Annotated in this window: 35 protein-coding genes and 2 pseudogenes; 14 read left to right on the forward strand and 23 right to left on the reverse strand. The window is 64.6% G+C overall.

The genetic code is table 11. The annotated features are described in order from the left end of the window. Positions 1-185: pseudogene (locus K289_RS49530) on the reverse strand (IS256 family transposase); the annotation flags it as partial. 370 nt (positions 186-555) lie between these two features. Between K289_RS49530 and K289_RS0137130 the strand changes: the two are divergent. Next, positions 556-906: a zinc ribbon domain-containing protein YjdM gene (locus tag K289_RS0137130; protein WP_027556037.1), complete on the forward strand. Its 351-nt coding sequence runs from the start codon at positions 556-558 to the stop codon at positions 904-906. Between the two features lie 39 nt (positions 907-945). Here K289_RS0137130 and K289_RS0137135 read toward each other — a convergent pair whose 3' ends face one another. After that, on the reverse strand, positions 946-1365 hold the full coding sequence (locus tag K289_RS0137135; RefSeq protein WP_027556038.1) for a nuclear transport factor 2 family protein: 420 nt from the start codon (positions 1363-1365) through the stop codon (positions 946-948). Positions 1366-1496: 131 nt separating this feature from the next. Between K289_RS0137135 and K289_RS0137140 the strand changes: the two genes are divergently transcribed. Next, positions 1497-2069: a bifunctional transcriptional activator/DNA repair enzyme AdaA gene (locus tag K289_RS0137140; protein ID WP_035687358.1), complete on the forward strand. Its 573-nt coding sequence runs from the start codon at positions 1497-1499 to the stop codon at positions 2067-2069. 121 nt (positions 2070-2190) lie between these two features. On the opposite strand, the gene K289_RS51925 is transcribed toward K289_RS0137140, so the two are convergent. The 3 genes from K289_RS51925 to K289_RS46595 form a co-directional block, all read right to left on the reverse strand. Beyond that, on the reverse strand, positions 2191-2337 hold the full coding sequence (locus K289_RS51925) for a hypothetical protein (protein WP_198024853.1): 147 nt from the start codon (positions 2335-2337) through the stop codon (positions 2191-2193). 329 nt (positions 2338-2666) lie between these two features. Beyond that, positions 2667-2837, reverse strand: a complete 171-nt coding sequence (locus K289_RS0137150; protein ID WP_035687348.1) for a Flp family type IVb pilin — start codon at positions 2835-2837, stop codon at positions 2667-2669. Positions 2838-3020: 183 nt separating this feature from the next. Beyond that, entirely contained in the window at positions 3021-3287 is a 267-nt protein-coding gene (locus K289_RS46595) for a hypothetical protein (protein WP_035687351.1), read from the reverse strand. 295 nt (positions 3288-3582) lie between these two features. Here K289_RS46595 and K289_RS0137160 point away from each other — a divergent pair, with 295 nt between their 5' ends. Next, the gene (locus K289_RS0137160) at positions 3583-4893 is read left to right on the forward strand and encodes a hypothetical protein (protein WP_027556041.1); all 1311 of its coding nucleotides are present in this window, start codon (positions 3583-3585) and stop codon (positions 4891-4893) included. Positions 4894-4910: 17 nt separating this feature from the next. On the opposite strand, the gene pdxY is transcribed toward K289_RS0137160, so the two are convergent. Together pdxY and K289_RS0137170 are read right to left on the reverse strand one after the other, a co-directional pair. Next, positions 4911-5729: a pyridoxal kinase gene (gene pdxY / locus K289_RS0137165; RefSeq protein ID WP_027556042.1), complete on the reverse strand. Its 819-nt coding sequence runs from the start codon at positions 5727-5729 to the stop codon at positions 4911-4913. A 171-nt stretch (positions 5730-5900) separates the two neighbouring features. Continuing rightward, positions 5901-6545, reverse strand: coding sequence for a TetR family transcriptional regulator (locus K289_RS0137170; RefSeq protein ID WP_027556043.1), 645 nt, complete (start codon positions 6543-6545; stop codon positions 5901-5903). Between the two features lie 96 nt (positions 6546-6641). Between K289_RS0137170 and K289_RS0137175 the strand changes: the two genes are divergently transcribed. The 3 genes from K289_RS0137175 (at position 6642) to K289_RS0137185 (ending at position 8414) form a co-directional block, all read left to right on the forward strand. Next, positions 6642-7307, forward strand: coding sequence for an O-methyltransferase (locus tag K289_RS0137175; protein WP_027556044.1), 666 nt, complete (start codon positions 6642-6644; stop codon positions 7305-7307). Positions 7308-7500: 193 nt separating this feature from the next. Continuing rightward, the gene (locus tag K289_RS0137180; RefSeq protein WP_027556045.1) at positions 7501-7845 is read left to right on the forward strand and encodes a multidrug efflux SMR transporter; all 345 of its coding nucleotides are present in this window, start codon (positions 7501-7503) and stop codon (positions 7843-7845) included. Further along, entirely contained in the window at positions 7845-8414 is a 570-nt protein-coding gene (locus tag K289_RS0137185; protein ID WP_027556046.1) for a TetR family transcriptional regulator, read from the forward strand. Before K289_RS0137180 ends, K289_RS0137185 begins: the two co-directional genes overlap by 1 nt. A 34-nt stretch (positions 8415-8448) precedes the next feature. Here K289_RS0137185 and K289_RS0137190 read toward each other — a convergent pair whose 3' ends face one another. The 5 genes from K289_RS0137190 to K289_RS0137210 all read right to left on the reverse strand — a co-directional run bounded on the left by K289_RS0137190 (position 8449) and on the right by K289_RS0137210 (position 12763). Continuing rightward, positions 8449-8811, reverse strand: coding sequence for a hypothetical protein (locus K289_RS0137190; RefSeq protein WP_063614271.1), 363 nt, complete (start codon positions 8809-8811; stop codon positions 8449-8451). Between the two features lie 26 nt (positions 8812-8837). Continuing rightward, the gene (locus K289_RS0137195) at positions 8838-9044 is read right to left on the reverse strand and encodes a hypothetical protein (RefSeq protein WP_027556048.1); all 207 of its coding nucleotides are present in this window, start codon (positions 9042-9044) and stop codon (positions 8838-8840) included. A 195-nt stretch (positions 9045-9239) separates the two neighbouring features. Next, on the reverse strand, positions 9240-9518 hold the full coding sequence (locus K289_RS0137200) for a hypothetical protein (RefSeq protein ID WP_027556049.1): 279 nt from the start codon (positions 9516-9518) through the stop codon (positions 9240-9242). A gap of 168 nt (positions 9519-9686) precedes the next feature. Further along, positions 9687-10685, reverse strand: a complete 999-nt coding sequence (locus K289_RS0137205; RefSeq protein WP_027556050.1) for an SH3 domain-containing protein — start codon at positions 10683-10685, stop codon at positions 9687-9689. A gap of 164 nt (positions 10686-10849) precedes the next feature. Then, positions 10850-12763, reverse strand: coding sequence for an FAD-binding monooxygenase (locus K289_RS0137210; RefSeq protein WP_027556051.1), 1914 nt, complete (start codon positions 12761-12763; stop codon positions 10850-10852). A 103-nt stretch (positions 12764-12866) separates the two neighbouring features. On the opposite strand from K289_RS0137210, the gene K289_RS0137215 reads away from it, so the two are divergent. Together K289_RS0137215 and K289_RS0137220 are read left to right on the forward strand one after the other, a co-directional pair. Then, positions 12867-13325, forward strand: a complete 459-nt coding sequence (locus K289_RS0137215; protein WP_027556052.1) for a MarR family winged helix-turn-helix transcriptional regulator — start codon at positions 12867-12869, stop codon at positions 13323-13325. Between the two features lie 125 nt (positions 13326-13450). Continuing rightward, the gene (locus tag K289_RS0137220) at positions 13451-13885 is read left to right on the forward strand and encodes a hypothetical protein (RefSeq protein ID WP_027556053.1); all 435 of its coding nucleotides are present in this window, start codon (positions 13451-13453) and stop codon (positions 13883-13885) included. A gap of 10 nt (positions 13886-13895) precedes the next feature. On the opposite strand, the gene K289_RS0137225 is transcribed toward K289_RS0137220, so the two are convergent. Together K289_RS0137225 and K289_RS0137230 are read right to left on the reverse strand one after the other, a co-directional pair. Continuing rightward, on the reverse strand, positions 13896-14186 hold the full coding sequence (locus tag K289_RS0137225) for a hypothetical protein (protein ID WP_245284107.1): 291 nt from the start codon (positions 14184-14186) through the stop codon (positions 13896-13898). 16 nt (positions 14187-14202) lie between these two features. Continuing rightward, on the reverse strand, positions 14203-14799 hold the full coding sequence (locus tag K289_RS0137230; RefSeq protein WP_198024854.1) for a L,D-transpeptidase: 597 nt from the start codon (positions 14797-14799) through the stop codon (positions 14203-14205). 340 nt (positions 14800-15139) lie between these two features. Here K289_RS0137230 and K289_RS0137235 point away from each other — a divergent pair, with 340 nt between their 5' ends. Together K289_RS0137235 and K289_RS0137240 are read left to right on the forward strand one after the other, a co-directional pair. Further along, the gene (locus tag K289_RS0137235) at positions 15140-16189 is read left to right on the forward strand and encodes a hypothetical protein (protein ID WP_027556056.1); all 1050 of its coding nucleotides are present in this window, start codon (positions 15140-15142) and stop codon (positions 16187-16189) included. A 391-nt stretch (positions 16190-16580) separates the two neighbouring features. Beyond that, the gene (locus K289_RS0137240; protein ID WP_027556057.1) at positions 16581-16811 is read left to right on the forward strand and encodes a hypothetical protein; all 231 of its coding nucleotides are present in this window, start codon (positions 16581-16583) and stop codon (positions 16809-16811) included. Positions 16812-16813: 2 nt separating this feature from the next. Here K289_RS0137240 and K289_RS0137245 read toward each other — a convergent pair whose 3' ends face one another. Then, positions 16814-17599 (reverse strand): SDR family NAD(P)-dependent oxidoreductase, encoded by a 786-nt coding sequence (locus tag K289_RS0137245; RefSeq protein ID WP_027556058.1) that lies wholly within the window; start codon positions 17597-17599, stop codon positions 16814-16816. A gap of 129 nt (positions 17600-17728) precedes the next feature. Here K289_RS0137245 and K289_RS0137250 point away from each other — a divergent pair, with 129 nt between their 5' ends. Continuing rightward, positions 17729-18109 (forward strand): hypothetical protein, encoded by a 381-nt coding sequence (locus tag K289_RS0137250; protein WP_027556059.1) that lies wholly within the window; start codon positions 17729-17731, stop codon positions 18107-18109. A gap of 281 nt (positions 18110-18390) precedes the next feature. Then, entirely contained in the window at positions 18391-18636 is a 246-nt protein-coding gene (locus tag K289_RS0137255) for a hypothetical protein (protein ID WP_027556060.1), read from the forward strand. Positions 18637-18659: 23 nt separating this feature from the next. Here the strand turns inward: K289_RS0137255 and K289_RS0137260 are convergent, their stop codons facing one another. The 7 genes from K289_RS0137260 to K289_RS0137295 all read right to left on the reverse strand — a co-directional run bounded on the left by K289_RS0137260 (position 18660) and on the right by K289_RS0137295 (position 23860). Next, the gene (locus K289_RS0137260) at positions 18660-18845 is read right to left on the reverse strand and encodes a hypothetical protein (protein ID WP_027556061.1); all 186 of its coding nucleotides are present in this window, start codon (positions 18843-18845) and stop codon (positions 18660-18662) included. 181 nt (positions 18846-19026) lie between these two features. Then, on the reverse strand, positions 19027-19308 hold the full coding sequence (minE, locus tag K289_RS0137265; protein WP_027556062.1) for a cell division topological specificity factor MinE: 282 nt from the start codon (positions 19306-19308) through the stop codon (positions 19027-19029). After that, positions 19305-20120: a septum site-determining protein MinD gene (gene minD, locus K289_RS0137270; protein WP_027556063.1), complete on the reverse strand. Its 816-nt coding sequence runs from the start codon at positions 20118-20120 to the stop codon at positions 19305-19307. The genes minE and minD overlap by 4 nt, the downstream gene beginning before the upstream one ends. Positions 20121-20141: 21 nt before the next feature. Beyond that, a complete protein-coding gene (gene minC / locus K289_RS0137275; protein ID WP_027556064.1) occupies positions 20142-20840 on the reverse strand; it encodes a septum site-determining protein MinC in 699 nt (232 codons plus the stop codon). A 434-nt stretch (positions 20841-21274) separates the two neighbouring features. Then, entirely contained in the window at positions 21275-22366 is a 1092-nt protein-coding gene (locus tag K289_RS0137280; protein WP_027556065.1) for a TRAP transporter substrate-binding protein, read from the reverse strand. 198 nt (positions 22367-22564) lie between these two features. Beyond that, complete coding sequence (locus tag K289_RS0137290; RefSeq protein WP_027556066.1) at positions 22565-22822, reverse strand: hypothetical protein; 258 nt, start codon at positions 22820-22822, stop codon at positions 22565-22567. Between the two features lie 66 nt (positions 22823-22888). After that, on the reverse strand, positions 22889-23860 hold the full coding sequence (locus K289_RS0137295; RefSeq protein ID WP_035687354.1) for a DUF2778 domain-containing protein: 972 nt from the start codon (positions 23858-23860) through the stop codon (positions 22889-22891). 179 nt (positions 23861-24039) lie between these two features. Here K289_RS0137295 and K289_RS0137300 point away from each other — a divergent pair, with 179 nt between their 5' ends. Together K289_RS0137300 and K289_RS46600 are read left to right on the forward strand one after the other, a co-directional pair. Further along, positions 24040-24480: a DUF1810 domain-containing protein gene (locus K289_RS0137300; protein ID WP_027556068.1), complete on the forward strand. Its 441-nt coding sequence runs from the start codon at positions 24040-24042 to the stop codon at positions 24478-24480. Positions 24481-24577: 97 nt separating this feature from the next. Next, positions 24578-25753: pseudogene (locus K289_RS46600) on the forward strand (HAMP domain-containing protein); the annotation flags it as partial. Positions 25754-25765: 12 nt separating this feature from the next. On the opposite strand, the gene K289_RS0137310 reads toward K289_RS46600, so the two are convergent. Then, the coding region (locus K289_RS0137310) for a LexA family protein (protein WP_371260865.1) at positions 25766-26074 on the reverse strand (309 nt) is incomplete at its 5' end.

The following is a 26074-nucleotide window of genomic DNA, read 5'->3' on the forward strand; positions in this document are numbered from 1 at the left end:
CGCCGCGCCGCATCGCGACCGTGGCGCGGCCCGCAGGCCGCCGTGACATCCGCCTCCATCATCGTGCCGAGCGCCTCGATCCCCGCCGCAAGGCAGAACCGATCAAAGCTCGCCCGCACTTCTGCAAACGCTTCGTCCACAGCCCCAGTCGCCGGCGAACCAGCCGGTGTGATATCTCTCGTCATGGCGTTGCTCTCCTTTGTGGAATCAGCACCCCGAGCCTACCGGCTCAAGGTGGGCAACGCCGACCTCTTCAGAAATTCAACAGAACCCGGGACATCCCCCGCGCGGAAATCCGCTTCCCGTTAGGTATGCCCGGGAGGGCGACATACAACCCGTAGCAGCCGATTGCTGCGTCACGATGATGGGAGCTCGCGGGGACTACGGCGTCCGCTTTGCCCCCGGATTTCGCTTCGCTCCATCCGGGCTATCGGCTGCCTGCCTCAGAAGTAATTGCCGCCCCGAACAACAATAATCGCGGCCGGAAGTTTTGCTTGATTTACCCGGATACGAACCTACGGTGCGGCGCGCCCTGGACGGGCGACGAGGTGAGCTATGAACGACACGATGAAATGCCCGACCTGCAATTCCGAGCACGCCTATCAGGATCGCGATCTCTGGGTCTGCCCGGAATGCGGCCATGAATGGAGCGCTGCGGCGGATGCGGCACCAGACGCCTCGCATGAGACGGGCGTGCGTGATGCCCACGGCAATCTGCTTGCCGATGGCGACAGCGTGATCGTGGTCAAGGACCTCAAGATCAAGGGGTCGTCGTCGGTCGTCAAAGGCGGCACCAAGGTCCGGAACATCCGCCTGCAGGACGCGACCGACGGGCACAACATCGCCTGCAAGATCGACGGCATCGGCGCGATGAACCTGAAATCGGAGTTCGTGAAGAAGGCGTAGCATCCTAGGATGGCCCACCCTACGGATCCACTTCGCCCCTCAAGCCCCCTCCCCGAACACCATCCGCCAGCCCTTGCGCGTGTCCATGTATTCCCGCACCTCGCGGATGCGGTCGCCGGCCACGGTGAACACGAAGCAATAGTCGTTCTCGTAAGGAGCTCCGCTGGGAAGCGTGGCGCGCATGCGCTCCTCCACGATCACGACATCGCCGTCGGCGTAGATGCCGCGAAACGCGATATCGACATTCGCAAACATCCGGTGCATCTCGTACGCGATGAAGCGCGCGATCTGCTGCGGCCCAACCATGTGGTCGGTGTGATCGAGCGCGACCGCGGTGGCGTTGCCCTTCGGCGCGATCCATTCAGCATCTTCGGTGAACAGCGCCGCGATGCGGTCGGCATCGCGCGATGAAAAGGTCTTCCAGGCGTTCAGCACGATGTCCTTCGACGCGCCGGCCATGACGAACTCCTCGGTCTTGCATTGACATGAGGCCGGCCTTCTAGGCTGTCATGCGCGTTCCCGCTCGCCACAATCGGACTCGGTCATCTGCCCCTGCTTCCCGGCAGTGAGACTTGCGCTATCATCTGGCCATGTTGAGCTTCGAGGTCTGCAACGCCGCGCGCCTGCGCCGGGATCCCCGCTACGACGGCCGCTTCTTTACAGCGGTGAAGACCACTGGCATCTATTGCCGCCCGGTCTGCCCGGCCAAGCAGCCGCTGACGCGCAACGTTGACTATTATCCGACGGCGGCCGCGGCCGAGGCCGCCGGTTTCCGGCCCTGCCTGCGCTGCCGCCCCGAGACCGCGCCGTTCTGTCCGGCCTGGAATGGCACGCGCTCGACGGTCGCGCGGGCGGTGCGGCTGATCAATGACGGCGCTCTCGACGAGGACTCGGTGGTGGCGCTGGCGGAACGCCTCGGCATCTCCTCGCGCCATCTCGCACGGCTGTTCGAGCAGCATGTCGGCGCAAGTCCGCAACAGCTTGCGAAGACGCTCCGCGTCCAGCGCGCCAAGCGCCTTCTGAACAGCAGCGATCACAGCATGACGGAGATCGCGTTCCACGCCGGCTTCGGCAGCCTCCGCCGCTTCAACGCCGCTTTCGTCGAGCTCTATGGCCGCCCGCCGTCGAGCCTGCGCGTGGCACGTACTCGTAGGGTGGGTTAGCCCTGCGGCTGCGCGAAGCGCAGTCCGCCTGCGTAACCCACCACTTTTGTCGCCGCGCAAGACGCGGTGGGTTACGCCTTCGGCTAACCCACCCTACGCACTACACCGGAGGCGGGACCGTTCAGAAAAACCCGGGGCTGAGGTCGAGCCCATACGTCAAGCTCAGCACGAACACGAACAGCACGGCGCCGGCGAACAGCGCGACCTGCTTGAGGAGGAATGCGCGCGGGGACGCGGTAGCGACAACTGCTTTCTGCGCAACGGACATGACGGTCTCCATTATGAATTCAAAATTGGCCGCTCAAGATGCGGCCTCGATATCAGGCGCGCGCCCCTCAAAACAAAGCGTTAAAGAGCAGGCCGCTGTTATGAACGGGCGTACATGACGGGAAGCGCTCACGCGAACTTGTACGCTGTAGAATTCTCAGTCAGTGCATCAATGCGCATACGTCCGCTCCTTGGCGCGCAGCCCAGCCGCTGCTGATGTCGTAGTCGGTCGAGCGGCAAAGGTGGTTCAATTCATCCTTCGAGGCGCGGCTTGTGATGCGTTCGCATCGCAAGCCTCACGCCTCAGGATGACGGATCCAACACCAGCTTCTATTTCAACGCCGTCGCGAGCGAGGTGAGCTTGGCAACGAGGTTGATGCCGAGGGCATAGATCACCTCGATGATGGCGAGGGCGATGCCGGCGGCGATCAGGCCATACTCGATGGCGGTGGCGCCGGATTCATCGGCGATGAATTTGACGATGACGCTTTTCACTTTCATGATCTTCCCATTTCAGCCGGAGGTTGCCGACATGGGAGAATTGCCAGATCGCAATCAAAGATTGAGTAAATGCGGACCGCTTAATTTGACGCGAAACGGCCTTCGGCCACGCCAAAACAGCAAACCAAAATAAAAAGCCCGCGACGAAGTCGCGGGCTTCCTGCAGTTCGAAAGAGCCTGAGCTCAGCGCGCGCGGCCTTCGGTCTGGCCCGGCACGGCGGCGGCAGTCGACACCTTCCGCGGCGTCAGAACCTTCAGCTGGTGCGGCGTGGCATTGGTCGAGGCCAGCACCTGCCCGTCGACATGGGAGCCGCCCAGCACCGCGACCTGAGCCGGCGAGATCGGCAGCCCGGCCGCCTGATAGGTCGGCAGTTCCGTGGCAAAACCGGCCGTGACGCCGGCCAGCGACAGGGCGGCGACGGCTGCAATGGTAAACGAAATTCTCTTCACACCGATTCTCCTGGGTAGTGCATGAGAACCCGAAATAGTCAGCGTTGCTGCACCGCACCAGCCAACATGTTGCATTGCAACAATGCAGTTTTTGCAGATCACGTCTGGCGGAAATCCGCCGGCGGACCCGATTGCCAAAAGTTCCCGATCGTTGCCTCGCGGGCACAGTTTTGCGGAAAACGACCGCCCTACCTCAACTGCGCCATTGCGCCGCCACATCTGACCCCGAACAATCAACGTGCCGCGTGGCTAGCTGTGCAAGCAGGCTCGGATCGAGCCTTTGGAGGCTGGGATCATGAACGATCGGCGATCTCTCCTGGTGGCGGTGTCGTGCCCATCGGCCGTAGTCATGGGCTGGCTGGCGCTCTCCCTGTCCGCCCACGACCCCGCCCTCATCGAGAACAGCGGCGCCAACGCTGCCGCCGAAATCAAGGCAAAATCTTTCGCCGCCAACATCGACCGCGCCGACGTTCCACGCGCCGCAGTGACTGACGACGCCGCCATCGCGAGCGCCGACGTTGCAGTCATCCTGCCTCCACAGCCCAGCACAGAAACCGCGGCAGCGGAGACAGCGGCCACGCCCAATACCCCCGAGCCGACTGCGAAGCTGGCCTCGGCCGATCCGGCGCAGATCCTGCCGGCGGAAGCGCCGCCGCCTGCAGTTGCAGACATCCCAGCTCAAGCGAGCAGCGAGGTCGCGGCAACCGAAACCCCGGCAACCGAGACACCTGCCATCAAACTCGCCTCCGCCGACGCCAGCGAGATCGTGCCGGACGGCGCGCCGCTATCGCCGGCGGCGATCGTCAGCGCCAAGGCGCCCAGCGAGAGCAAGGCAACGCCTCCCGCCGATACCGTCGCGGTCCTCGACGAATGCTTCGTCGTCGACGCCTGCATCGATCGCTATCTGTGGGCGCTCTATCAGCGCACGCCCAAGGAGGATTCGATCAAGGTGGAGGAGCGCCGCGCCGTCAGCGTCAAGCGCAAGGGCAAGACCATCACTGTGATGCGGAGCTTCACAAAACTCGTCGACGAGGATTTTGCCTGGAAGGATCCGAAGGCGGCCGGCCACGCCGGCATGCCGATGATGGACTACGTGATCGGCGGCATGGATCGCAGCTTCAAGCGGAAGCTGTTTCGTGCACTGCTTGCGGCGGAAGCCGCTGGCCTGTCGCCCGGCATCACCAGCGCGTTTCGCGACGACTATCGTCAGTCGATCGCCAGCGGCCTCAAGGCGGCCTCCGACCGGTCCTATCACGGCGGCAGTTTTCGCGGCGGCTATGGTCATGGGCTCGCCGCCGACGTCGTGAGCACCAAGGGCGACAATCGCGCGCAGCGCTGGGTCTCGACCGAGGTGCTGTGGAAGTGGATCGACGCCAACGGCAAAGCGCTCGGCATCGGCCGCCCCTATCTCGACCGCGATCCGCCGCATGTCGGGCCCGTCGACGGCCAGGAATACGTCTCGCGACGCGGCACCGGCGAGCGTCAGGTCGCCTCGCACGCGAAGGCGCACGTGGCAGCGAAGGCGAAGGTGAAGCACGCTGCGCGTGACCGCAGCCCGGCGAAGCCGCAGAAATCGGCGCGCGCGGCCAAGGGACGCACGATCTGAGCCGAGATCGGCCGCGCCTAAGCGCGCGGCCGTGACGCAGGCAGCGGAACGAGGCGCATCTCTGCCGATCCCTCGTCCTGCGTGCGCTGGAGCACGGCAAACACAGTCTCGACCGCAAGGCGAACGGCGCCCTCAAGGGCCGCGCCCTTGGCAAGATGCGCCGCGATCAGGCCGGTCAGGAGATCACCGGTGCCGTAGGGGCGGATCGGCAGGCGCGGCGTCGCAAAGCGCGACACTTGCCCATCCGCGCAGAGGATCGTCTCGAGCTGCCCCGCGGCCGTATCAGTGAGCTCGCAACCGGTGGCGACGACGTCGGTCCGGCGCTGCGCGGCAATCGCCGCGCTCGCTGCGCGCAGACTCTGCACATCCGTCACCTTGACACCGGAGAGCAGCTCGAGCTCGAACTGGTTGGGCGTGATGAGCGTGGCGGCCGGCAGCAGCCGGTGACGGAGCACGTCCAAAATGCCGTCGGCCACGTAGATGCGGCCGTCATCCCCGATCACGGGATCGCAGAGATAGACGAGCTTCGGATTCGACCGTCGCGCGCGCTCGGCGAAATCGGCGATCACGGCGGCGTTGGCCGGCGAGCCCAGATAGCCGGTGACGAGCACGGCGGCCTGCTCGACCAGCCCCCGCTCCTCGACGCCTTTGAGCAGGTCGGCGACGAGCTCCGCCTCGAGCACGCGCCCGCGCAGGCTCGGATAGCGCGGATGGTTCGACAGCAGCGTGGTCGGCACCGCGGCGACGTTCACGCCTTCCGCCTGCATGGGATAGACGGCTGCGCTGTTGCCGACGTGACCGTGGACCACCTGGCTTTGGATGGAAATGACGAGCATGGAGAGGTCCGTAAGGTCAATCACGCCGTCGCGCAAGCGGTCCGGCTATCACGAGGCGTCATACCCAAGCCCCGGCCGCAGCGCCCGCGCTCGGCTGTTGGACGGACGAGACGTGAGGTTACCCCATCACCCGCCTGAATTTGAAACGATATTGGGCCGCAAACGCGGATGTCAGGAATGACCTCGACGCCGCGACAGCTCGCCGAGATACGCGCAGAGCATGTCGGCCATGCCATCGGCATAACGTGAGATCTCCGCCTCACTGCGCGGCGTCTCCGAAAACCGCTTGCCGACCTCGCTCAGCGTCGTCGTGATCAGCTCGCCGGCGAGCACGCGTGTCGCGTCCGACGCCTTTGGCAGCGCCTCGCGCATGAAGGCGGCGACGATACCCTCACCCGCCGCTCGCGCGTCTATCGCCTCCGGCGCGTCGCGATAAAGCGGCGCGGCATCGTTGAGCGCGACGCGGATCGCGGCCTCCTCGCACTCCGAGCGGAAGAAGGCGCGGACCAGCGCACGCAGCCGCGCGGGCGGCGGCTTCGTGCCGTCCGCAAGGATACCGCGCAGCAGCTCGCTCGTCCGCTGCCACTCGTCGCTCTGCAGGCGAAACAAGATCGCCGCCTTGTTCGGAAAATACTGATAGAGCGATCCGACGCTCACCCCGGCCTTCTCCGCCACCCGCGCCGTGGTGAAACGCTGCGCGCCCTCCTTCGAAAGAACCTGAACAGCCGCATCCAAAATGGCCGCCACCAGCCCGGCCGAGCGGGCCTGCTGCGGCTGTTTTCGTGAGGAAATTGAACGATTTCGACGATCGGCCATGATGCGCTCAGGCAATGCGAATAGCGAATGCGACGAATTAGTCGTATTTCGACACCAGCGCAAGCACGCGCTTCACCGCCACCTCGGAGACCTGCAATGACCACCCTGACCACCACGCCGCTCGCGCCGCTGCTGGATCGCCTGTTCGGCGAAGCCGAGGCGACGGAGGCCGCAACGGAAGCCGCCGTCGCCGACTTGTCCGACGCCGAACGGGCGCGGATGATGCGAAGCAAGACCGGTTACCGCGACCTCTACGGACGGCTGAAAGACGCCCCGCTCGCGGTCTCGCGCGAGACCGGCGCACTGCTCTACATGCTGACGCGCAGCGCCCGCGCCAGGACGATCGTCGAGTTCGGGACCTCGTTTGGCATCTCGACCCTGCACCTTGCCGCAGCGCTGCGGGACAATGGCGGCGGTCGCCTCATCACCAGCGAGTTCGAGCCATCCAAGACGGCGCGGGCGCGGGAGAATCTCACGGCCGGCGGCTTGATCGACCTCGTCGAGATCCGCGAGGGCGATGCGCTGAAGACGCTCAGCGTCGATCTGCCCGATCCGATCGATCTCGTGCTGCTCGACGGCGCCAAGGCGCTCTATCCGGATATCCTCGATCTGGTCGAAAGCCGCCTCAGGCCGGGCGCCATCATCGTCGCCGACAACGCCGACTTCAGTCCCGACTATTTGGCGCGGGTGCGCGCGCCCACGAGCGGCTACATGTCGACGCCCTTTGCCGAGGACGTCGAGCTATCGGTGCGGATCAACTGACGCCGCGTCACTGCCGGCATACAGAGGAACCGTCGCATGATTCGGCCATCAGGCGGCGGGTCCTCCGTGCATGACTTGTCGCGGGGGCGTCACTCACACGTGATATGAGCCCTGACGCAGCCAGCCTGGCAAACGCCGCGCCCTAAACATACCTACCGCGCGGTATCTTTTTTGCAAAACTCCCGAGCCGGTCATGACTTCCGCCTTCAATGCCTACGCAGCGCTCGCCCTCGCCATCATCTTCGAGGTGACGGCCTCCGCCTTCCTGCAGCAATCCGCGCAGTTCACCCGCCCGTGGCCGACGCTGGCGATGGTGCTGTTCTATGTCGCCTCGTTCTACGCGCTGTCGGTGGCGATCCGGGTCATTCCGTTGAGCATCGCCTATGCGATCTGGGGCGGCGTCGGCATCATCCTGACGGCCACGGTCTCCTTCGTCCTGTTTCGCCAGATGCTGGATGCGGCGGCCTTCGTCGGCATCGGGTTGATCGTGTCCGGGGTCGTGATCATCAACCTGTTCTCGGAGACGACGGTGCACTGATGCCGGGCAGCGCCTACACCCGCGCCAAGCAGCCGGAGCAAGTGCGGCGCGCCCTGCTCGACTGCGCGGCGGCCATCGCCATGGACCATGGCGTATCCGGCGTCACGGTGCAGGCGGTGGCGGCAGCAGCCGGCGTGACCAAGGGCGGCCTGTTTCATCATTTTTCGAGCAAGCAGGCGCTGATCGAGGGTCTGTTCGCCGACCTCCAGGCCCGCGTCGATGCCGAGATCGACGCGGCCATCGCAGCGGATCCGAAGCCGCGCGGCAGCTTCACGCGCGCTTACGTCAATGCGGTGTTCACCGGCAAGGCGTTCGGCTTCGATACTCCCTGGGCCGCGCTCAGCATGGTCGTCGTCACCGATCCGCCGCTGCGCCGGCTCTGGAACGACTGGATGAAGGCGCGTCTGAAGCGTCATCGCTCGACCGATGGCGCGCCCGAACTTCATGTCGTGCGCCTCGCCGCCGACGGCGCCTGGCTGTCCTACGTCACCACGGGACAGACCCGCATGCGTGCCGACTTGCGCGCCGTGCACGGCCGGTTGCTCGCGCAGACCCATCGGCGCGCGTAGCCCGCCTGCGACGGCACGCGACCCAGAAATACGGCTATTGGCCTTGGACCGGTCGCGGCGGACGCGGCGCGGAGCGCGACGAGCGCGCGCCGGGCTTGGCCGCCGCGCGCGGAGGGGTATCCATGGATTCAAGATACGAGGCGAGCGCCTTGGCGGAGTCGGAGCTGGTCGCGTAGTGATCCTTCAGGAACCAGGTGAGCGTCAGGCTGAAGCGGCCCTTCGCAAGTCCGCGAGGGCTGCGATGGCAGGTCGCGCAGCCGTCGGCGAAGAGCTTCGCCGGCGGTTTGCCGGCGTCGAGGTTCTGCGCAAACGCCACGGTCGCCGTCAGCACGGCGGCGGCCGCAAGAGTCACGAGAGGCGCGATGAGATCGCGCCCCGGTCGAAATAGCGTTGTCAACGTCGTCCCCTAACCCCGTCGCGCGGTCATGCCGCCAGCAGCTGATCGAATTCGGTCGGCGCATACGCCTTGCCGTCCTGATCGGTGATGACGACCCGCCACCCTTCGCTCGCCCACACCCTCGCCTTCGCAACGATGAGCAACCGGCTCTCGCGCGCGAAACTGTACTTCTCGTTGTCGCGTTCTGCGACCATTTTGTAGGCCAATGCCCATCCCCTTGCGTTACCCTGCACCGCCGCCCGTCGTGGCAGCGGGCTTTGGCGGCAATTCGCCGGACATGTGGCAATTTGGTGCCGTCCAGGGCAGCATTGTGGACCGACGCCGGTTCCGGCCGAACTACGCCAATCCCTGTCCGCTGTAGAGCCGCCGGCCGAGCCTAATCCCGCCGCAACCGCGACGGGCCTGATCGCGTGCGCAGCCGGCTCGGCTCAATGTACGCGGATGATGTGCGGACGGCCGAGATCGATCAGACCCTGCACGGCCGACAGGCGATCGTCCAGCGCTGCGATCGTGAGCAAGAGATTGTTGCGCCGCTCATCGAGAAGGCCGATCTCGGCGCCCGACAGCTTTGTGTCGGCCCGCTGCTTTTGGATGCCTTCGAGCGATTTGCGCAGTCCTGCGATCAGGCCGGTCAGTTGCTTGGCCTCTTTGGCCATCGAGCGCTTCGCGACATTTTGGCGGCGCGTCTCCGCCTGACTCTGTCTCATCGTCATCCTCCCGTGCCCCGCCTGCCCCGAGTGGATGGCTACATCTTTCGGTAGAACTCTTTCGATCGATGAAATCTGCCCGCGAAGAACTGTCTCAAATTGTACGAGCCTCGCGTCAAGCTAAGCCAAGAAAAAAGCCCGGCGCGAGGGCCGGGCTTTTCCGAATAACTATTGCTGCTTCTGATGGCCACCGGGGCCGCCGGCCGGCGCGCCGCCGCCATGCGGTGCGGCGTTGATATGCGGGGCACCACCACCGCCGACATGCGGCGCGGCGGGCGCCGCCGCGCGCGGCGCCGGCATCTGCGCATGGGCGTTCGCCGGCGAGCCGTGGCTCACATTGGGCTGTGCCATATGCGGCGCAGGGCGGGCGGCAGGCGCCGCCGACACACGCGGAGCTTCATGGGCACGCGCCGTCGGCTGTACGCGAGCAGCAGCACGACCCGCAGCCTGCTCGTGCGCGTTGATGCGCGTCTGCTCACGCGTCGTCATGCGCGCCTGCGCATCGCGCGGATTGCGGCTCTGCACGGTCGCTCGCTCGTGAGCGAAACGCTCGCTCGGGCCGACGCGGGTGCGATCGTTCGCAATCGCGGCGCCGGTTCGCGCGGTCGCGGCGTCACGTCGTGCCATGGCCGAGTCGCGACCGGAGATCGCGGCATTGCCTCTGACATCTGCGCCGGTGCGTCCGAGCGCGATCGCGGCGTCGCGCGTCGCCGCACGACCGATGCGGGCCGCGCGCGGATCAGGCGTCATCTGCGTCGCGAAGCGCTCATGCGAGGTCCAATAGTTATCCCAGTAGGCGTGGCGACGATACCAGGGCCGCCCCTCGTAATAGTTCGACCAGTACGAGCTCAGCACGAAGGGAACGACAGGCACGTCGATCTCGTCGGCAAAGTCGGGCAGATAGACGTAGTGATTGCGGTAGAGATATTCGAGATATTGCGACGATACCCAACCGCGATCGTCAGAGAAGCTCACGTCGCACCAGGCATTGCCCCTCAGGCAACCATGGATGTTGACGCGGGCGCCTCCGGGGACGCGATCGACCAGGGGAAAGCCCGATCCCGGCCCGGCTCGTAAGCCCGTCGAGACGGTGATGATGCCCGGCGCGGCCAGTGCGGCCGTCGGCGCGAGCAGCAATGCGGCAAGCAAGACACTCTTGAATCTCATGACGTGTTCCTCCTATGCAGGTCGGAACGCCCGAGCGGAACGAGCGTTCCGCCCGCTGTCGCCGCATCCTTCAAAAATACTGAGGCGCGGGCATGCGCGTCCACGCGTCGAGTTCGATATTCATCCGCCGTTCATCGGTGAAGCGAATGACAGCGACGTGACCGTCAGTGCGCTTGCAACATGAAGGCGTCGAAGAACGACGCAAGCTCGGCAAAGCCGTCGAGCGGCAGCACATGCGCGACATACTGGTCCGGCCGCACCACGACCATGCAGCCCGCCTTGCGATCGATGCCGCGCATCGCAAAAATATCATGGCCGCTGTTGAGGTCGGGACAGAACATCTTCTCGTAGTCGATCAGTCCATAGCGGCCTTTGCGCGGGAGCAGCAATGCCGGCATCGCTTCGATAGCGAGTTCGCGATGATCCTGCTGGAACACCGCGCGCAGATCGATCACGGCATCGATGTCGGCACCCACTGGCGTATATTTCCGGATTGGCGATGTCCGGTCCTCAGTGAGGAAGTTGCACAAGGCGCGAATCCCGGATCCAGCCGCGGCCGGATCTTCAGCGCGCGAGAACGCATAGATGCGAAAGCGGCCATCCGCCTGCGCGGCGTGGCCGAGATGCACCGGTTTGGCATCGCCAAGCCGGATCACCGGCGCGGAATGGAAGCGCTTGCCGATGACGAGACCTTCCGCGAGATGCTGACGGGACGCTGCGCCAGTGAGGATCGACGAACCGTAATGCGTCGCCGTGCCCGCCGTGTAGCGGCCGTGCCTCACGAAATAGTCCTGCGTCTTCTCCGCATCGGCCCCGCCAGCCTTGGCTGCCGAGGCGAGAATCCCTGCCCATTCACGATCGAAGTCGATCAGCTCTTTCGCAACGGCCTGGCGTTCGGCCGAATAGGAATGCAGCAGGCTTGGCGCGCACTGCTTCCGGATGACGGCCGCGAGCTTCCAGCCGAGATTGAAGGCGTCCTGCATCGACACGTTCATGCCCTGCCCCGCCTTCGGGCTGTGGGTATGGCAGGCATCGCCGGCGATGAAGACACGCGGCAGACGCGTCGTGACCTCATCCTCCGGCACGTCGTCGAACTTGTCGGTCAGGCGCTGGCCGATCTCGTAGACCGACCACCAGGCAATCTCCTTCACCTCGAGCTTGTGCGGATTGAGGATCCGCTGCGCCTTGGCGATCACGTCATCGGCGGTGATGTTGCGGTTGGCGACGCGTTCGCCGACATCGAGCTTGGCGAGTTCGACATAGATGCGGACCATGTAGCCGCCTTCCCTGGGAATGATGAGAAGACTGCCATCCTTGGCCGACTGGATCAGCGCCTTGAAGCGGATGTCCGGAAAATCGGTCACCGCCAGGACGTCCATGACGCCCCAGGCGTGGTTGGCGGAATCGCCATGCAGATCGCGGCCGATCGACTTGCGCACCGTGCTGCGCGCACCGTCGCACCCGACGACATAGCGCGCCCTGATCGTCTCGATCTTGCCCTCGTTGTCGGAATCGAGCCGCTCGAGACGAACGGTCACCGCGCGGTCGGCGGCACCGGCGGCGGGATCAACCTGGAGGTCGAGCAGACGCCGATTGTAATAGGGCTCGAGCTTCGCCTGTGATTTGCGCATGACGTCGAGAAAACCGTCATGGATGCGCGCCTGGTTGAGGATGACATGCGGGAATTCCGACAGCCCGTCCTCGACGTCCTGCACCCTGCCGCTACGGACGATGGCCTTCGCGTCCGGCTTCCAGAACGTCGTCTCGTTGACCCAATAGGCTTCCTTTAGCACGCGTTCGCTGAAGCCGTAGGCGTGGAACATCTCCATGGTGCGACAGGCGATGCCGTCGGCCTGGCCGACCAGCAGCCGGCCCGGCTTCTGCTCGACGATGCAGGTCTTGATGTCGGGGAACTGGGCAAGCTGCGCGGCGAGCGTCAGGCCGGCCGGACCGCAGCCGACGATGAGCACGTCGACCTCTGCCGGAACGGCTCCTGCCGCGCCCGAGGCCTGAATGCGTTCGGCGGGATCGGCGATTTCAGGGTCGCCCGGCCTGAATCCATTGAGATGGAATTGCATGCGCACGTCTCCCTGGTCACGTTCTGTTTGGATATTGCTCAGTATGCTGACTATCAGTATACTTGTCAATGATCCGCCCCTTCCCGGCGTCGAGGAGAATTCGGTGAAAGACAACAACGACATGCCCGGGCATCTGGCACGCCGGTTCCAGCAAATCGCGGTGGCGGTATTCCTGGCCGAGGTCGAGGAAGCCGGTTTCGATCTCACGCCGGTGCAGTACGCGGCGCTCGCGACCATCAAGTCCAATCCCGGGCTCGATCAGGTGACGCTTGCTGGCCTCATCGCCTATGACCGCACCACGATCACCGGCGTGATCGATCGCCTCGTGCAGAAGGGTCTTGCCGAGCGCCACGCCTCCAGTCGCGACCGCCGGGCCCGCGAGCTCGAGATCACCGACGAGGGCCGCCGCACGCTGCGCAGGATCACACCGGCAGTCGAATCCGCGCAGCACATCATGCTGCGCGGTCTCACCGCCAAGGAGGGCGAGGAGCTGATGCGGCTGTTGCGCAAGGCCATCACCGCAGGAAACGAGCTCAGCCGCGCGCCGCTGCGCGACGTGTAGGCATGATCCGTATTTCTGCCGGTATTTGTCGCAATGCCGCGAAACCAGGAACTAACCTTCGGCTGCTACCGTCGGCGTCATTCGACGCTTAACGCGCAATTAACTTTGCTGACCAGGGGTTTCGGATGTTCAGGCTCGTCATTGCCGCTGCGGCGATCGCACTTTCGACCGGCCATACGCTGGCGAACGGACATGGCGGCGGCGATGCCCCTCCGCCGCCGAAGCCCGAGGCCACGACCGCGCCTGCTCGCGTCGTCCTGACCAAGCAGGGCCCCAAGCTCGTCGACGTCAAAGGCATGACGCTCTACTATTACGAGCGCGACACAAGCGGCAAGTCGTCGAACTGCAACGGCAAGTGCACCGAGAGCTGGACGCCGCTGGCCGCGCCCACAGATGCCAAGGCGGTCGGCGACTTCACCGTGATCAGCCGCAACGACGGCAGCAAGATGTGGGCCTATCGCTATCGCCCGCTCTACACCTCGCCTGCCGACAAGGCTCCGGGCGAAGCCAACGGCAATGCCACCACCCTGCAGTGGCGCATCGCGCGCCCCGAGGAATAAGCCTCGGCACTCAGTTGCTGAGGATCACGCCGTGCTGATGTCGCGACGGATTATCGGCGCCGACGAGCGTCTTGGGATCGGTCGCGATCACGACCTCAGGCAACGGCAACGGCTCGATGCCGGCGAAGCGCCCGTAGAGTGCGCCCATCACGGCTCCACAGAACGCAGCCGGCACCAGCAGGACGGTGAGGAGCGGCACCACGAACGCAAGCAGCAGCACGCAGGCGAACGCGATCGCAGCTCCGATCGCCACGTAATGCCGCGCGCGGCGCCGGCCCATCGCCCGCGCGATGTGATGCACGCAAAGGGGCGGCCCCTCACCCGCGCCAGTTCGCTCCGGTCCCGGCTCGCGCATTCTGCCCGGGCGGCAGCACAACCACAGTTGACCCGAGCTTCACTCGATCGAACAGATCGATCACGTCCTCATTGCGCATGCGAATGCAACCGGATGAGATCGCCTGCCCGATATATTCGGGCTGGTTCGTGCCATGGATGCGGTAGAGCGTGTCCTTGTTGCCGGCATAGAGATAGAGCGCCCGCGCGCCGAGCGGATTGGCGGGACCGCCGGCAACGCGCGGCGGATACGGACCGAGCCGCGCCTGGATTTCCGGAGTCGGAATCCAGTCCGGCCACTCCGCCATCTTGCCGACCCGCGCCACGCCGGAAAAGGCCATGGCTTCCTCTCCGACCGCGACACCGTAACGGATCGCCTTGCCGTCAGGCAGCACGTAGTAGAGGTAGCGCGCATCGGTATCGACCAGGATCGTGCCGGGCTGCTCCTTGCGCGAATAGTCGACGATGTGGCGGAGATACTGCTCCGGCACACTCGCCTGCGCGTAGGGTGTATGCGCCAGCAATTGCCGGTCGCGCGGCGTCATGCTCGCATCGGTCGATGGCGAAAGGGTTGCCTGCATGCAACCGCCGAGCGGCAGCAAGGCAACAGCGAATACAGCTATCAATGATTTTGTCACCGCCGGCCCCATAGCGGAAAAGCAGCACCCCCAGCCGCTCTAGATGCTGCCCAAATCGTGCAGAAAACAAGGCAATGCGGAACACGTCCGCGTGTTTTTGCGGCCGGGTTCCATCACCACAAACGGCGGGGAAGCGCCGCACTGTCTCCATCTCGCCGCCTTGCTTTGGTCAAACCCGGCTGGACTCGTGCGGGTCGGGGTGTGGGCTGGCTCAGTTCAATCGATCGGCTCGCGCAAATGCGGACGACCAAGTCTTCAACGACAAGGGTTCAAAGGAGCTGCGATGCTCGCGACGCTGAACAGCAAGCAAATCGTCGATGAAATCGTGAAGGACACGATGAAGGACAACGATCCGCACGACGCGCTGCAGATTTCGCCGGATGTGATCTTTGCCTCGCGACCTGACAGCGAGGCACCGGCCTTGGCGCCGGAGGTTACGCGGGCGCCAGAGGTTGCGAAGGCGCCGGAGGTTGCGAGCCGTCCCGAGTCCAAGATGAATCTGGCCTCCGTGACACCGGCGGTTGCGCCCTCCGTCGATACGGCGGTTCGTGCGGCTGCCGGCGATCTGCCTGGCAGACGGAAGCGATCGTCGATCCGCAAATGGCTCAGCGGCGCGTTCGTCACATTCCTGTTTGCCGCCGGCAGCGCTGCGGCCACGGTCGCCTGGGAGAAACACGGCGATACCGCGAAACAGATGATCGCCGAATGGGTGCCGGCGCTGACGTCCTCGCTCACCTCTGCGACGCCTCAGACGACGCCAGTCGCCGAGCAAGCCGCACAACCCGTTCCCCAAGCGCCAGCGGACCAGATCGCCGATCAGCCCGCAACGCCGCCCCCTGCTCCAGCATCACCCGCCGCGTCTCAAGCGACACCACCCGCTGTTCAAGCGGCGCCGCCCGCGGCTCAGGATACCACTGCAGCAGCCGCACCGGATGCAACGCAATCGGTGCAGACGATGACGCGCGATCTCGCCGCGATGGCCAGGCAGATCGAGCAGCTCAAGAGCAACATCGCCGAACTGAAGGCTGGACAGGAGCAGATGGCCCGCGAGATGGCGAAGGCAGCGATGCCGAAGGCGGTCGAAGCGAAGCCCGTCGAGCCGCCGCGCGCGAGAGTCTCCACCCTGCCGGCACGGCCAGCGCCTCCGCCCGTGCGCAGGCCGAAGCCGGTCGCGACATCGGCCTACGTGCCGACATATGCGCCGGCGCCGATCGCACCTCCGCCGCCATCGCAGGCTGTCGCGGTTCCGCCGCCGTCCGCTGCGCCGATATCTTCGCAGACCCTCGCCGATGATGACGGACCTGTCGTGCGTCCGCCGATGCCGGTGCGTTGAACGCAACAGGCGCGACTCATCGACGACATGTCGCGTGCATGTGTGTGCACGACGCTGTCCGAGTCGATGTGATGGTTTGAGTCCGGACGACTACGGTGACCAAATGCCGAGGTCGCCAGCGAAAGAGAAAAGGCCGTCGGGATCTATGCCGCCGGCCTTCTCTTGCAACTGCCGGTTCCCGGAGCCCGGTTCTGTTGCAATTCCATAGCGTGATCATCGCGCCGACATGTTTAATAAAATCTTAACGCACTTGAATGCTGCACATGATTTTTGCGCCATAAGCACAGAGATTGCGCGCGCGATTCATTCGGGAAAGATCGACTCAGTGGTATCATCCGAAGTGGGTTGAGACGTGTCGTGACACTTGGCGAATTCACACTGGGGAATTCAAATGCCCTACTACAATTTCGACCTCGTGGTTGGTGGAGAGTTCAAGAACCAGGGCGGCATCATCCTAGAGGATATCGAGGTGGCCTCTGATCGCGCCGATCAGTTGGCATGCGAGCTGTCGCAGGTGAAGCCCGAGCTCCAGAAGAAGGGCTGCTCGGTGCGCGTCACCGATCGCGATCACAACGAGGTCTATCGCACGCCGCTCGATCCGGTTCCGGCCTGGCAGCGCTAGGCTCACGGGTCCAGGACGGGCGCCTCGAACCAGTTCGTCAGCGACAGCCCGCCATCGACGACGATGGCAGCACCGGTGACGTAAGCCGACACCTTGTTCGACAGCACCGCCAGCGCCATCGGCGCGAGATCTTCGGCTTGACCAAGACGGCCGAGCGGAATGTGTCTGGCCAGCGAGGCATCGGCCACGAAGCCGCCGGCCGCGATGGCGCCGGGCACCAGCGCGTTGACGCGAATGTTGTAGCGGCCGAAGCTCTTGGCCAGCTCCCGCACCAGCATCGCCATCGCTGCTTTCGCCGTCGAATAATGTGGCAGATTGCGCGGTGTGTCCGCGTGCAGCGAGGTGAGGAACAGAAACGAACCCACCCGTTCTGCAACGATGAGACGCTTGGCGATTTCGCGCGCCAGATGAAATCCAGCGTCGAGATTAACGGCGTGCATCTCCTGCCAGGTCTTACGATCGACGGCGAACGCGTGATCAGCCTCGCGCCGAGGTGGAGAGGCACTATGGACGAGATGCGTCACCTCGCCGAGCGCCGCATTGGCGGTGGCTAGGAGCGCATCGCATGCCCCTGGATCGGCGAGATCGCCGACCCATGGCACCGTCAGATCCGGTCTGCTGCTCGCGCCGATGGCCGCCTCGACCCGCTCTGCGCTCACATCGGCGAACACGGTGCGCACGCCCTCGCCGACCAGGGCCAGTGCGATCGCACGGCCGATGCCGTTGCCCGCGCCGGTGACGAGTGCCGTGTCATGCGCGGGATCGAACGGCGTGCTCAATAGGCTCATCTCGCTCTCCGTGGCCAGGATGATAGTCACGATAGCGTACCGCCCGGAGACGCGACAATTGCGCCCCTGCACCATTGCAGATCGGCGCCGCGGACGATAGCCTCCCCGGAAAATCGGGAGGTACCAAGGATGCGCTATGGTTTTCTGTTCGCGGGCCTGTTGCTGATCGCTGCACCGGCACAAGCCGAACCGCGGACGGTCTATGTGACGAAGGTCTTGCAGGCCTTTGCGGCCAAGGTCGAATGTCCCGGCATGGACGTGGCCTATCAGGACCTGGTCCAACAGGCACAGCAGATGCACCTTCCCGACGGCACCACCGAGAAGGTGCGCAAGGCGATCGCCTACATGCACACCGGCGGCAAGATGGGCGAGAAGCAGGACGACGACCTCATGGCGGAGGTCGCGGTGGCGACCCAGGCGACCGATCTCGACCAGCGCCGCCTCGGTATGACCACTTGGTGCGAAGCCCAGAAGGCCAACCTCGCCGGGTTCATCCACAGCAAGAACTAGCAGGCCGCCGGCTCCGCCCGAGCTGGCTGTGAACCTCAGGCCCGTCCTTCGCGTCCAATCCTTCGAGCTGAGGACAACGCGCGAGGGGCCGTGCCCGCAAATCATCCGCATCGGAAGCGCCGGATGGGGGCGCCCGCCGCAACGAGATGGCCATCGAGCCAGCCGGGCAGTGATCAGTTCGCGCCAGCGTCGTTAAGCAAGCCGCTACGGAACCGCCGTCTCGGCCAACAATCGTCACAATCCTCGCCAGCATCGGGGCGTCTTCGAACTGGAGGAACCTGATGCGGATTGTTGATGCCGTTGCGGCAGGCGCGCTCGCCGCCGCGCTGCTGATGGCGCCGGCGCTGGCGAGGAATTCCGAGGCCCAGAAGGGCGAGGACAAGGCGGCCTCGTCATCCTGCAGCGCCTATCAGCAGGCGCCGGACGGATCGTGGGAACAGCTTCCCTGCAAGGAATCAGGCGAGCGTGGACAGGCACAAACCCAGCACCGTACTCAGGCGCAGGGGACCGATCGCGAGGAGCGTTGAGTCGCGCTCCCCGTTTCCGCGCCTCAGCTCTGGTGCGGCCCGCGCATGATCTTCATGGCATCGACGATGTGACGCCATTCCTTGGCTTCCTCCGCCTCGCCGCGGCCCTCGCAAGCCTGCGCCTGTTCGGCGGCCTTCGCAATCGCAGCGAAGCCGTGCTTTTCCAGCATCTGTCGCGCAACAGTATGAACCTGGACCTCGGGCATCATGGGGCGCTCTCCCGTTTGACGAAGCCGCGGCGACCACTCGTGTCCCACGGGTTCCTCACAACGATCGAGTCCCCGGTCTCGTTCCGCCCGCCTCCGGTTGCACACACGCAAAGGCAGCCCGCCATTGCCGGCGGACTGCCTTCTCTTCCACCCCCAAGTCAGACGACCCCGGCCGGATCCCCTATCCGACCGCCACCCGTTTGCGTTCAATGTCGTTGGGTACCTCGATGTCGACCTCAAGCGTCGACACCTCGTCACCGCGCTCCAGCCGCACGATCACCTTGGTCGGATCGAGTGTGACGTGTTTCGAGACGACGGCGAGAATTTCTTCGCGCAGCACGCCGAGAAGATCGGGTTGGCCGCGCTGTCCACGCTCATGCGCAAGCAGGATCTGCAACCGTTCGCGCGCGACGGGAGCAGAGGCCTTGCTGCCGCGGAGAAGCCGAAGGAGACCCATGCTCATGCAGCCCTCCGTCGCAGCAGGCGGTCCATCAGACCTCTGCGCTCGGCGGGGACGTGCATCGCCACGGTCTCGCCGCAGAGACGCTTGGCCGCATCGATATAGGCACGAGCCGGAGCGCCGTCGGTATTCGCGAGCGTCACGGGCGTGCCGACGTTGGACGCCTTCAGCACGTCCTGGCTCTCCGGGATGATGCCGAGCAGCGGTGTCGCCAGGATCTCGAGGATGTCGTCGATGCTGAGCATCTCGCCGCGCGAGGCGCGCGAGGAATCGTAGCGCGTGATCAGGATGTGCTTCGTGACGCGCTCGCCCTTCTCGGCCCGCACCGTCTTGGAGTCGAGCATGCCGATGATGCGGTCGGAGTCACGCACCGAGGAAACCTCGGGATTGGTGACGATCACCGCTTCGTCGGCATAGCGCATCGCCATGGAGGCACCACGCTCGATGCCGGCCGGGCTGTCGCAGATCACCCAGTCGAAGCGGCTGCGCAGGTCCGCGATGACGTTGCCCACGCCCTGCTCCGTCAGCGCGTCCTTGTCGCGGGTTTGCGAGGCCGGCAGCAGCCAGAGATTCTCCAGCCGCTTGTCGCGGATCAGCGCTTGCGGCAGTTTGGCAACGCCCTGCACCACGTTGATGAGGTCGAACACGACGCGGCGTTCGGCGCCCATGACGAGATCGAGGTTGCGCAAGCCGACGTCGAAGTCCACGACAACGACCTTGTCGCCGCGTTGCGCCAGTGCAGCGCCCAGCGCGGCGGTCGTCGTGGTCTTGCCGACCCCGCCCTTGCCTGATGTCACGACCAGTACCTTACTCATCTGAAATGTCTCCTTTTCTGGTCAGTTCAGTGCGGTAATTCGCATGGTATTTCCCTGCAGCCAGGCCTGCGCCGGCTTGCCGCGCAAGGCGGCGTCGATGTCGTCCGCGGTCTGGTAAAACCCATCAATTGCAAGCAGTTCGGCCTCGATCTTCTGACAATAGATGCGCGCGCTCGTGTGCCCGTTGACCCCCGCCATGGCGCGGCCGCGCAAGGCGCCGTAGACGTGGATCGACCCCCCTGCGACGACCTCGGCGCCGGAGCCGACCGATCCGAGAATGGTGATGTCGCCTTCGGGGAAGATCACGGTCTGACCGGAGCGGACGGGCGTTTCGAGCAGTAGCGAGGTCGGCTGCTTGGTCTGCTTGGTCTCGGCCTTCTTCGGCGCATTCGGCTCGACGACGCAGTGGCGTCCGCCCGTAAGCAGCGGCGGCATGGCCGGCGTCAGCCGCGCCTCCTCGACGCCCTCAATGCCGAGCACGCGGATGTTGCGGTCCTGGAGGCTTGTGAGCAGATGGCTGATGCCGGACTGGCTGAGATCGACCGAGGAAAGGTCGACCACCACGGGCCGGCCGACGAAGAAGCCCGGTGAGCGTGCGATCGTGGCGTCGATCTCCAGCAGCCAGTCCTGGATTGGAACCGTCGGCACGAACACGAAGGCCACATAGGACCGCCCGCGCAGGCGTACCATCTGGCGTTGAGGTTTTACTGCTGCCTCCATGGCGGCCGACTCGTTCCTGTTATTGAATGGTTAACGATGCGGCGGATTTGGTTAACGGCCGGTTAATTATGTCTGTGGGGTTACATGGACTGGTCTTTGACCGCGGGCGGACGCCGTCAGCCCCGGCTTGACCGGGGCATCCAGTACGCCGCGGCGTCTCAGTGTCCTCGCACGGCCTCTGGGATACTGGATCGCCCGCATACGCGGGCGATGACACTGAGATTGTGGGACGTGTGTGCCCAATCTCGTCATTGCGAGCGCAGCGAAGCAATCCAGACTGTCTCCGCGGAGGGATTCTGGATTGCTTCGCTGCGCTCGCAATGACGGAGTGCACGTTTCGGAAATGACGCAGACGCCAATCGGGCCACATCTGCGCGCTGCATCGATGTGACGCCGGGCGGGCGCGGCGAGAACACCGCGCCCTCCTCTAGCTCCTAGCCGCTCTTGCGCATCTTGCTGAGCAGATAGTTGTCGTAATAGTTTTCGGCGATCTGCGTGTAGAAGAGCAGCTCCTTCATATACGCGTCGTGGCTTTCCTTCGTCCGCTTGAACAGCTCGCTCTTGCCGGCAAGCTCGTTCAGATGATCCTGGGTCGCCGCGTAGCAGGCCTCCATGACCGGCTGCGGAAAGGCCTTCAGCTCCGCACCGTTGGCAACCAGCCGTTTCAGCGCAGCCGGATTCACGCTGTCGTATTTTTCGAGCATCCAGGCGCCGGCGGCAGAGCCCGCCTGAGTGAGGATCGCCTGATATTGCTTCGGCAACGACTCCCACTTCTCATCGTTGACGATCATGTGCAGCATGGCGCCGCCTTCCCACCAGCCGGGGAAGTAATAATACTTGGCGACCTTGTAGAAGCCGAGCTTCTCGTCGTCATAGGGACCGACGAATTCTGCGGCGTCGATCGAGCCCTTCTCCAGCGCCGCATAGACGTCGCCGCCCGCGAGCTGCTGCGGGACGATGCCGAGCCGCGCCAGCACGTGGCCGCCCATGCCGGCGATGCGAAATTTGAGGCCCTTCAGATCATCGACCGTCTTGATCTCCTTGCGAAACCAGCCGCCCATCTGGGTGCCGGAATTGCCGCAGAGGATGGCGCGCGTCTTGAACGGCTTCAGCGCCTCGTTGCACAGCTCGGCGCCACCGCCGAACGCCCACCAGGATTCCTGGTGGCGATGGTTCATGCCGAACGGCACGCCGGTCGCGTAAGCCAGCGCCGGCTCCTTGCCGATGTAGAAATACAGCGGCGTCTGCGCCATCTCGACGGTCGCCGAGCTCACGGCATCGAGCGCCTGCAGGCCGGGCACGAGTTCGCCGGCCGCAAAGGTCTGGATCTGAAACTTGTTGTCGGTCGCATCCGCGACGTATTTCGCAAAAGTCTGCGCCGTGCCGTAGATGGTGTCGAGCGACTTCGGGAAACTCGAAGTCAGGCGCCACTTGATCTCGGGCATGCTCTGCGCAATCGCAGGCGCCGCAACCAGCGTCGCCGCGCCGGCTACGGCGCCGCCCTTGAGGAACGTACGGCGTTTCATGGTGGGGTCTCTCCCTCTAGGTCAGTTTGAAATGGACAGGCTTGGGATCACGGTCTTCGCGGACCGTTTGCCTGTTCCTGTAGCGGAGTTCAAGCTGTGACAGGAAGCCCGGATGAAGCGCAGCCCAACCCGGGAAGCTTCCAATATCTGCATGGCTGTCCCGGATTTTGCTTCATCCGGACTAAGACGTGCCGGTGCTCAGAGCAGCTTTGCACTGACGAACAGCGCGCGCACGGCGTTGGTCGCCTGCACCGCGAGCATCGCATGGTCGGCTGCGCCTTCCAGCGCCGCGACGGCGTCCTCATGCAGCGTGCGGAATTCCATCCATTCGACGGAACTGTAATTGGTGAGGAATTGATAGGCCTGGCCGACGGTCGCGATCGCCAGCGTGTTGCCGTTCAGGCGAATCTTGAACGTCGTGCGCAGCGGAGTGTCGGAGCTTGATGGATCAGTCATGGGCTGCTTCTGGACGAGAACGGCTTAACGAAGGGGAAACGGCAGCCCTGCCGTAGCAGGCAAATATCAGGAGTCGGTGGTCGCGCGCTGCGAGGCGGTCGCCGACCCCTTGAGGTTCGGCACGACGATCAGGCGGTTGAACTCGCCGTTGTCGTAGGCCTTCAGGAAGCGATCATAGTCCTTGATCGAGACGCAGCCGTTGGAGTCGCCGCGCGGCCCGAGCATGTAGCTGTGGGTGAGCAGGCCGACACGGCCAAGCGCGCTGGTGCCTTCGGCGGGGGTCAAGCGCAGCGCACGGACGCCATGGAACAGTTTTTCGCGCGGCTTCAGATCATAGGTTGCCGGCGGGGTCGCGCCGACCATGCGCTGGTCGACATGATCAGGGTCGTCCATCAAAGCGCCCATGCCCGAATGGGCTTCCAGCGCGATTCCGCTCGGCAGGTAGAGCGCCTTGGCCGAGATGTCATAGACCGCCGTCCGCGAATCGTAGCCGAGCGCGGCGAGATCGGGCCCCCTGCGGAACAGGCCGCTGTCGGGCGTCAGCGAAGCCAGCTTGATCTTGTCGGTGAACTTTTCGAAGAAGCTGCGGTTGTCGACCTTGGGCGTCGCGTCGGCATAGCTTTGGCTGGAGGCGACCTGGGCGGCGAAGTCCGCCTGGACCGGGCGCGAGCGCGGCATCGGCACGCCGTCGGCTCGTTGCACCGGCTTGGTGTCGTCGGCGACGGCGGCGGCTCTGTCGTCATCCGTCAGGGTCGAGCGCCAGTCGCCGCCCTGGAGCTGCTGGGCGAGCAGCGCCTTGGCGTCACGGAGCTTGAGCTGGACCGCATTCAGGGCCGAGCGCTCCAGCGGGCGCAGACCAAGGTCGCGCGCAGGCTGGTCGCCGGAAAGCGAGGTGAAGCGCTCGTTGAACGACGGCATATTGGCGGGCGGCAGGTCGGCGGGCGGCAGCGAAGCGGAGACGAGCGGGGTCGAATCGCCGATGTCCGCGATCCAGGCAGCGGCGCCGACCGAGAGTGCGATCGCAGCGAGAGACAGCATGATTGTCTCGGCTCGCCCAATACGGCGGCGCGACAATAGCCTCTCGGCTCGTGCGGCGTCGGAAACCATCAGATCCCCAAATCGACCCCCGGGGGTGCCCAACCCCACCCGGAGACTCTATACCAGCTACCATATCAGGATCCAAAAGTTAGGCATAATCGCGGCCGACGAGGTATCCAATGACCGATCCTTTCGACCTAGAGCGTTTTATCCGGGCCCAGGACCCGGTTTATCGCGACGTCCTGGCGGAGCTGTCCCGGGGCCGCAAGCAGAGCCACTGGATGTGGTTCGTCTTCCCGCAAGTGGCGGGCCTCGGCTTCAGCGCCATGTCGCAGCGCTACGCCATCAACTCGCGCGAGGAGGCAAAAGCCTACCTCGCCCACCCCATCCTTGGCTCCCGCCTTACCGAATGCACGGGGTTCGTGCTCGCGGTCGAGGGGCGCACCATCAACGCGATTCTCGGCGCGCCGGACGATGCCAAATTCCGCTCGTCGATGACGCTGTTCGGCGCGGTGTCGGACGCGCCGATCTTCGGCCAGGCGATCGCAAAGTATTTCGATGGCGAGCGCGATGGCGCGACGCTGGAGATTCTTGCGAGGCTCGACCGGGCACCCGGGTGACCCGTCCGCCGGCCGGGCAGCGTAAACCCGGGATTAACGGGAGCAACCTACAGTTGGTGGAAAATAATTCTCCCAAGAATCGATCGCCGGGCTGCCCATGAAAATCGGAACGCTTCTGACCACCGCCATCGTCTCCTTGTCGACCGTCGGCGGCGGCCTCGCCGTCTACGTCGCCGTCACGAAATACCAGACGATGGACCGGATCGCGGAAGCGCAGGGCCGGCTCGCGATCGTCCGCGCCGTCGGCGACATCCCGCGCTATCTCAATCCCGAGCGCGGCTTCTCCACCAACATCCTCTATGGCCCCGCGACCGTCGATCCGGCGCAGCTCACCGAGCAGGACAGGCTGCGCAAGCAGACCGACGGCGCACGCGAGAAGATGACGACGCTGCGCAAGGAGTTGCCCGGCTCCTTCGACGACGGCAATGCCATCGGCAGCAATATCGACGGCATCAACTCGAAATTCACGGCGCTGCGCGAGACCATAGACAAGGCAATCGCGGGACCTGCGGAGGCGCGCAAGGACGCCGCCAAGAAGGTCGTCACCGATAATGCCGTGCTGAACGGCGGCGTCACCGCCCTTCTCAACGAGCAGGTCCGCCGCATGGCGATCCTGAACGGGGATGCCTACCGCCAGGCCAGCTACGCCAACATCGCCATGACGTTGCGCGATATCGGCGGCTTCAATTCCAGCGTGCACAAGATTCTCGTCGGCGGGAAGAAGGTGGCGACCGAGGCCGAGAAGGCCGAAGTCAGCCGCGCGCAGGGCCGCAACGACCAGCTCGTGATGTCGCTGATGGAGTTGCGCGGCAATCCGGCAACGTCCGCCAATGTCGCCGCCGCGCTGGAAAAGCTGAACTCGGTCTATGTCGAGGAATTTGGCCGCGAGCTCAAGCTCGCCAAGGACGGTGCCGTCAGCGGCAAATACGAGCACGACGTCGAAGCCTTTTACGCCGCCTCGCAGCGCGGCCTCGGTGCGGTCATCGACGTCCGCGATGCCTTCTATGACAACGCCGAACAGATCCTCGCCAATGCCTCCTCCACCGCCCGCATGAGCTTCAGTATTGCGCTGGCGGGCCTTGCCGCCGTGCTGATCGCGAGCATCGGTCTCGTGGTGACGGTGCGCCGCCGGGTCTGTGCTCCGATCGTCAGCCTGACCACGCGGATGTCGCGGCTTGCCGAGGGTGAGGTTGCCGAGGCAATTCCCGGCGCCGAACGCTCCGACGAGATCGGTGCGATGGCCGCCGCCGTGCAGGTCTTCAAGGACAACATGACTAGTGGCTCGTCACAGTGGTTTTGACGGTTTGATACCGAGCCAATCTAGGATCGGCAAGTTTTCTGGTGGCACGAGGATTTCGATGCTTCTGGGGGCACCGGCTTGACGGCGAATGAGGCCGTTGCGTTCGAGCGTGACAATCATCTGATGGACTGAGGGCGGGCTGACGCCGAAGTGGCGCTGCATATCGGTTTCGGCAGGCGGCCGTCCGAACATGTACGAGTAGGTATAGATGAAGGCCAGGTAGTGGCCCTGCTTTTCAGTAAAGTGCGCGGCGCCTGATTTTTGACTCATCGATCGATTCGTCCCGGGCCTCCG

It is taken from the genome of Bradyrhizobium sp. Cp5.3 (genome assembly GCF_000426265.1).
GTDB classification, from domain to species: Bacteria; Pseudomonadota; Alphaproteobacteria; order Rhizobiales; family Xanthobacteraceae; genus Bradyrhizobium; species Bradyrhizobium neotropicale.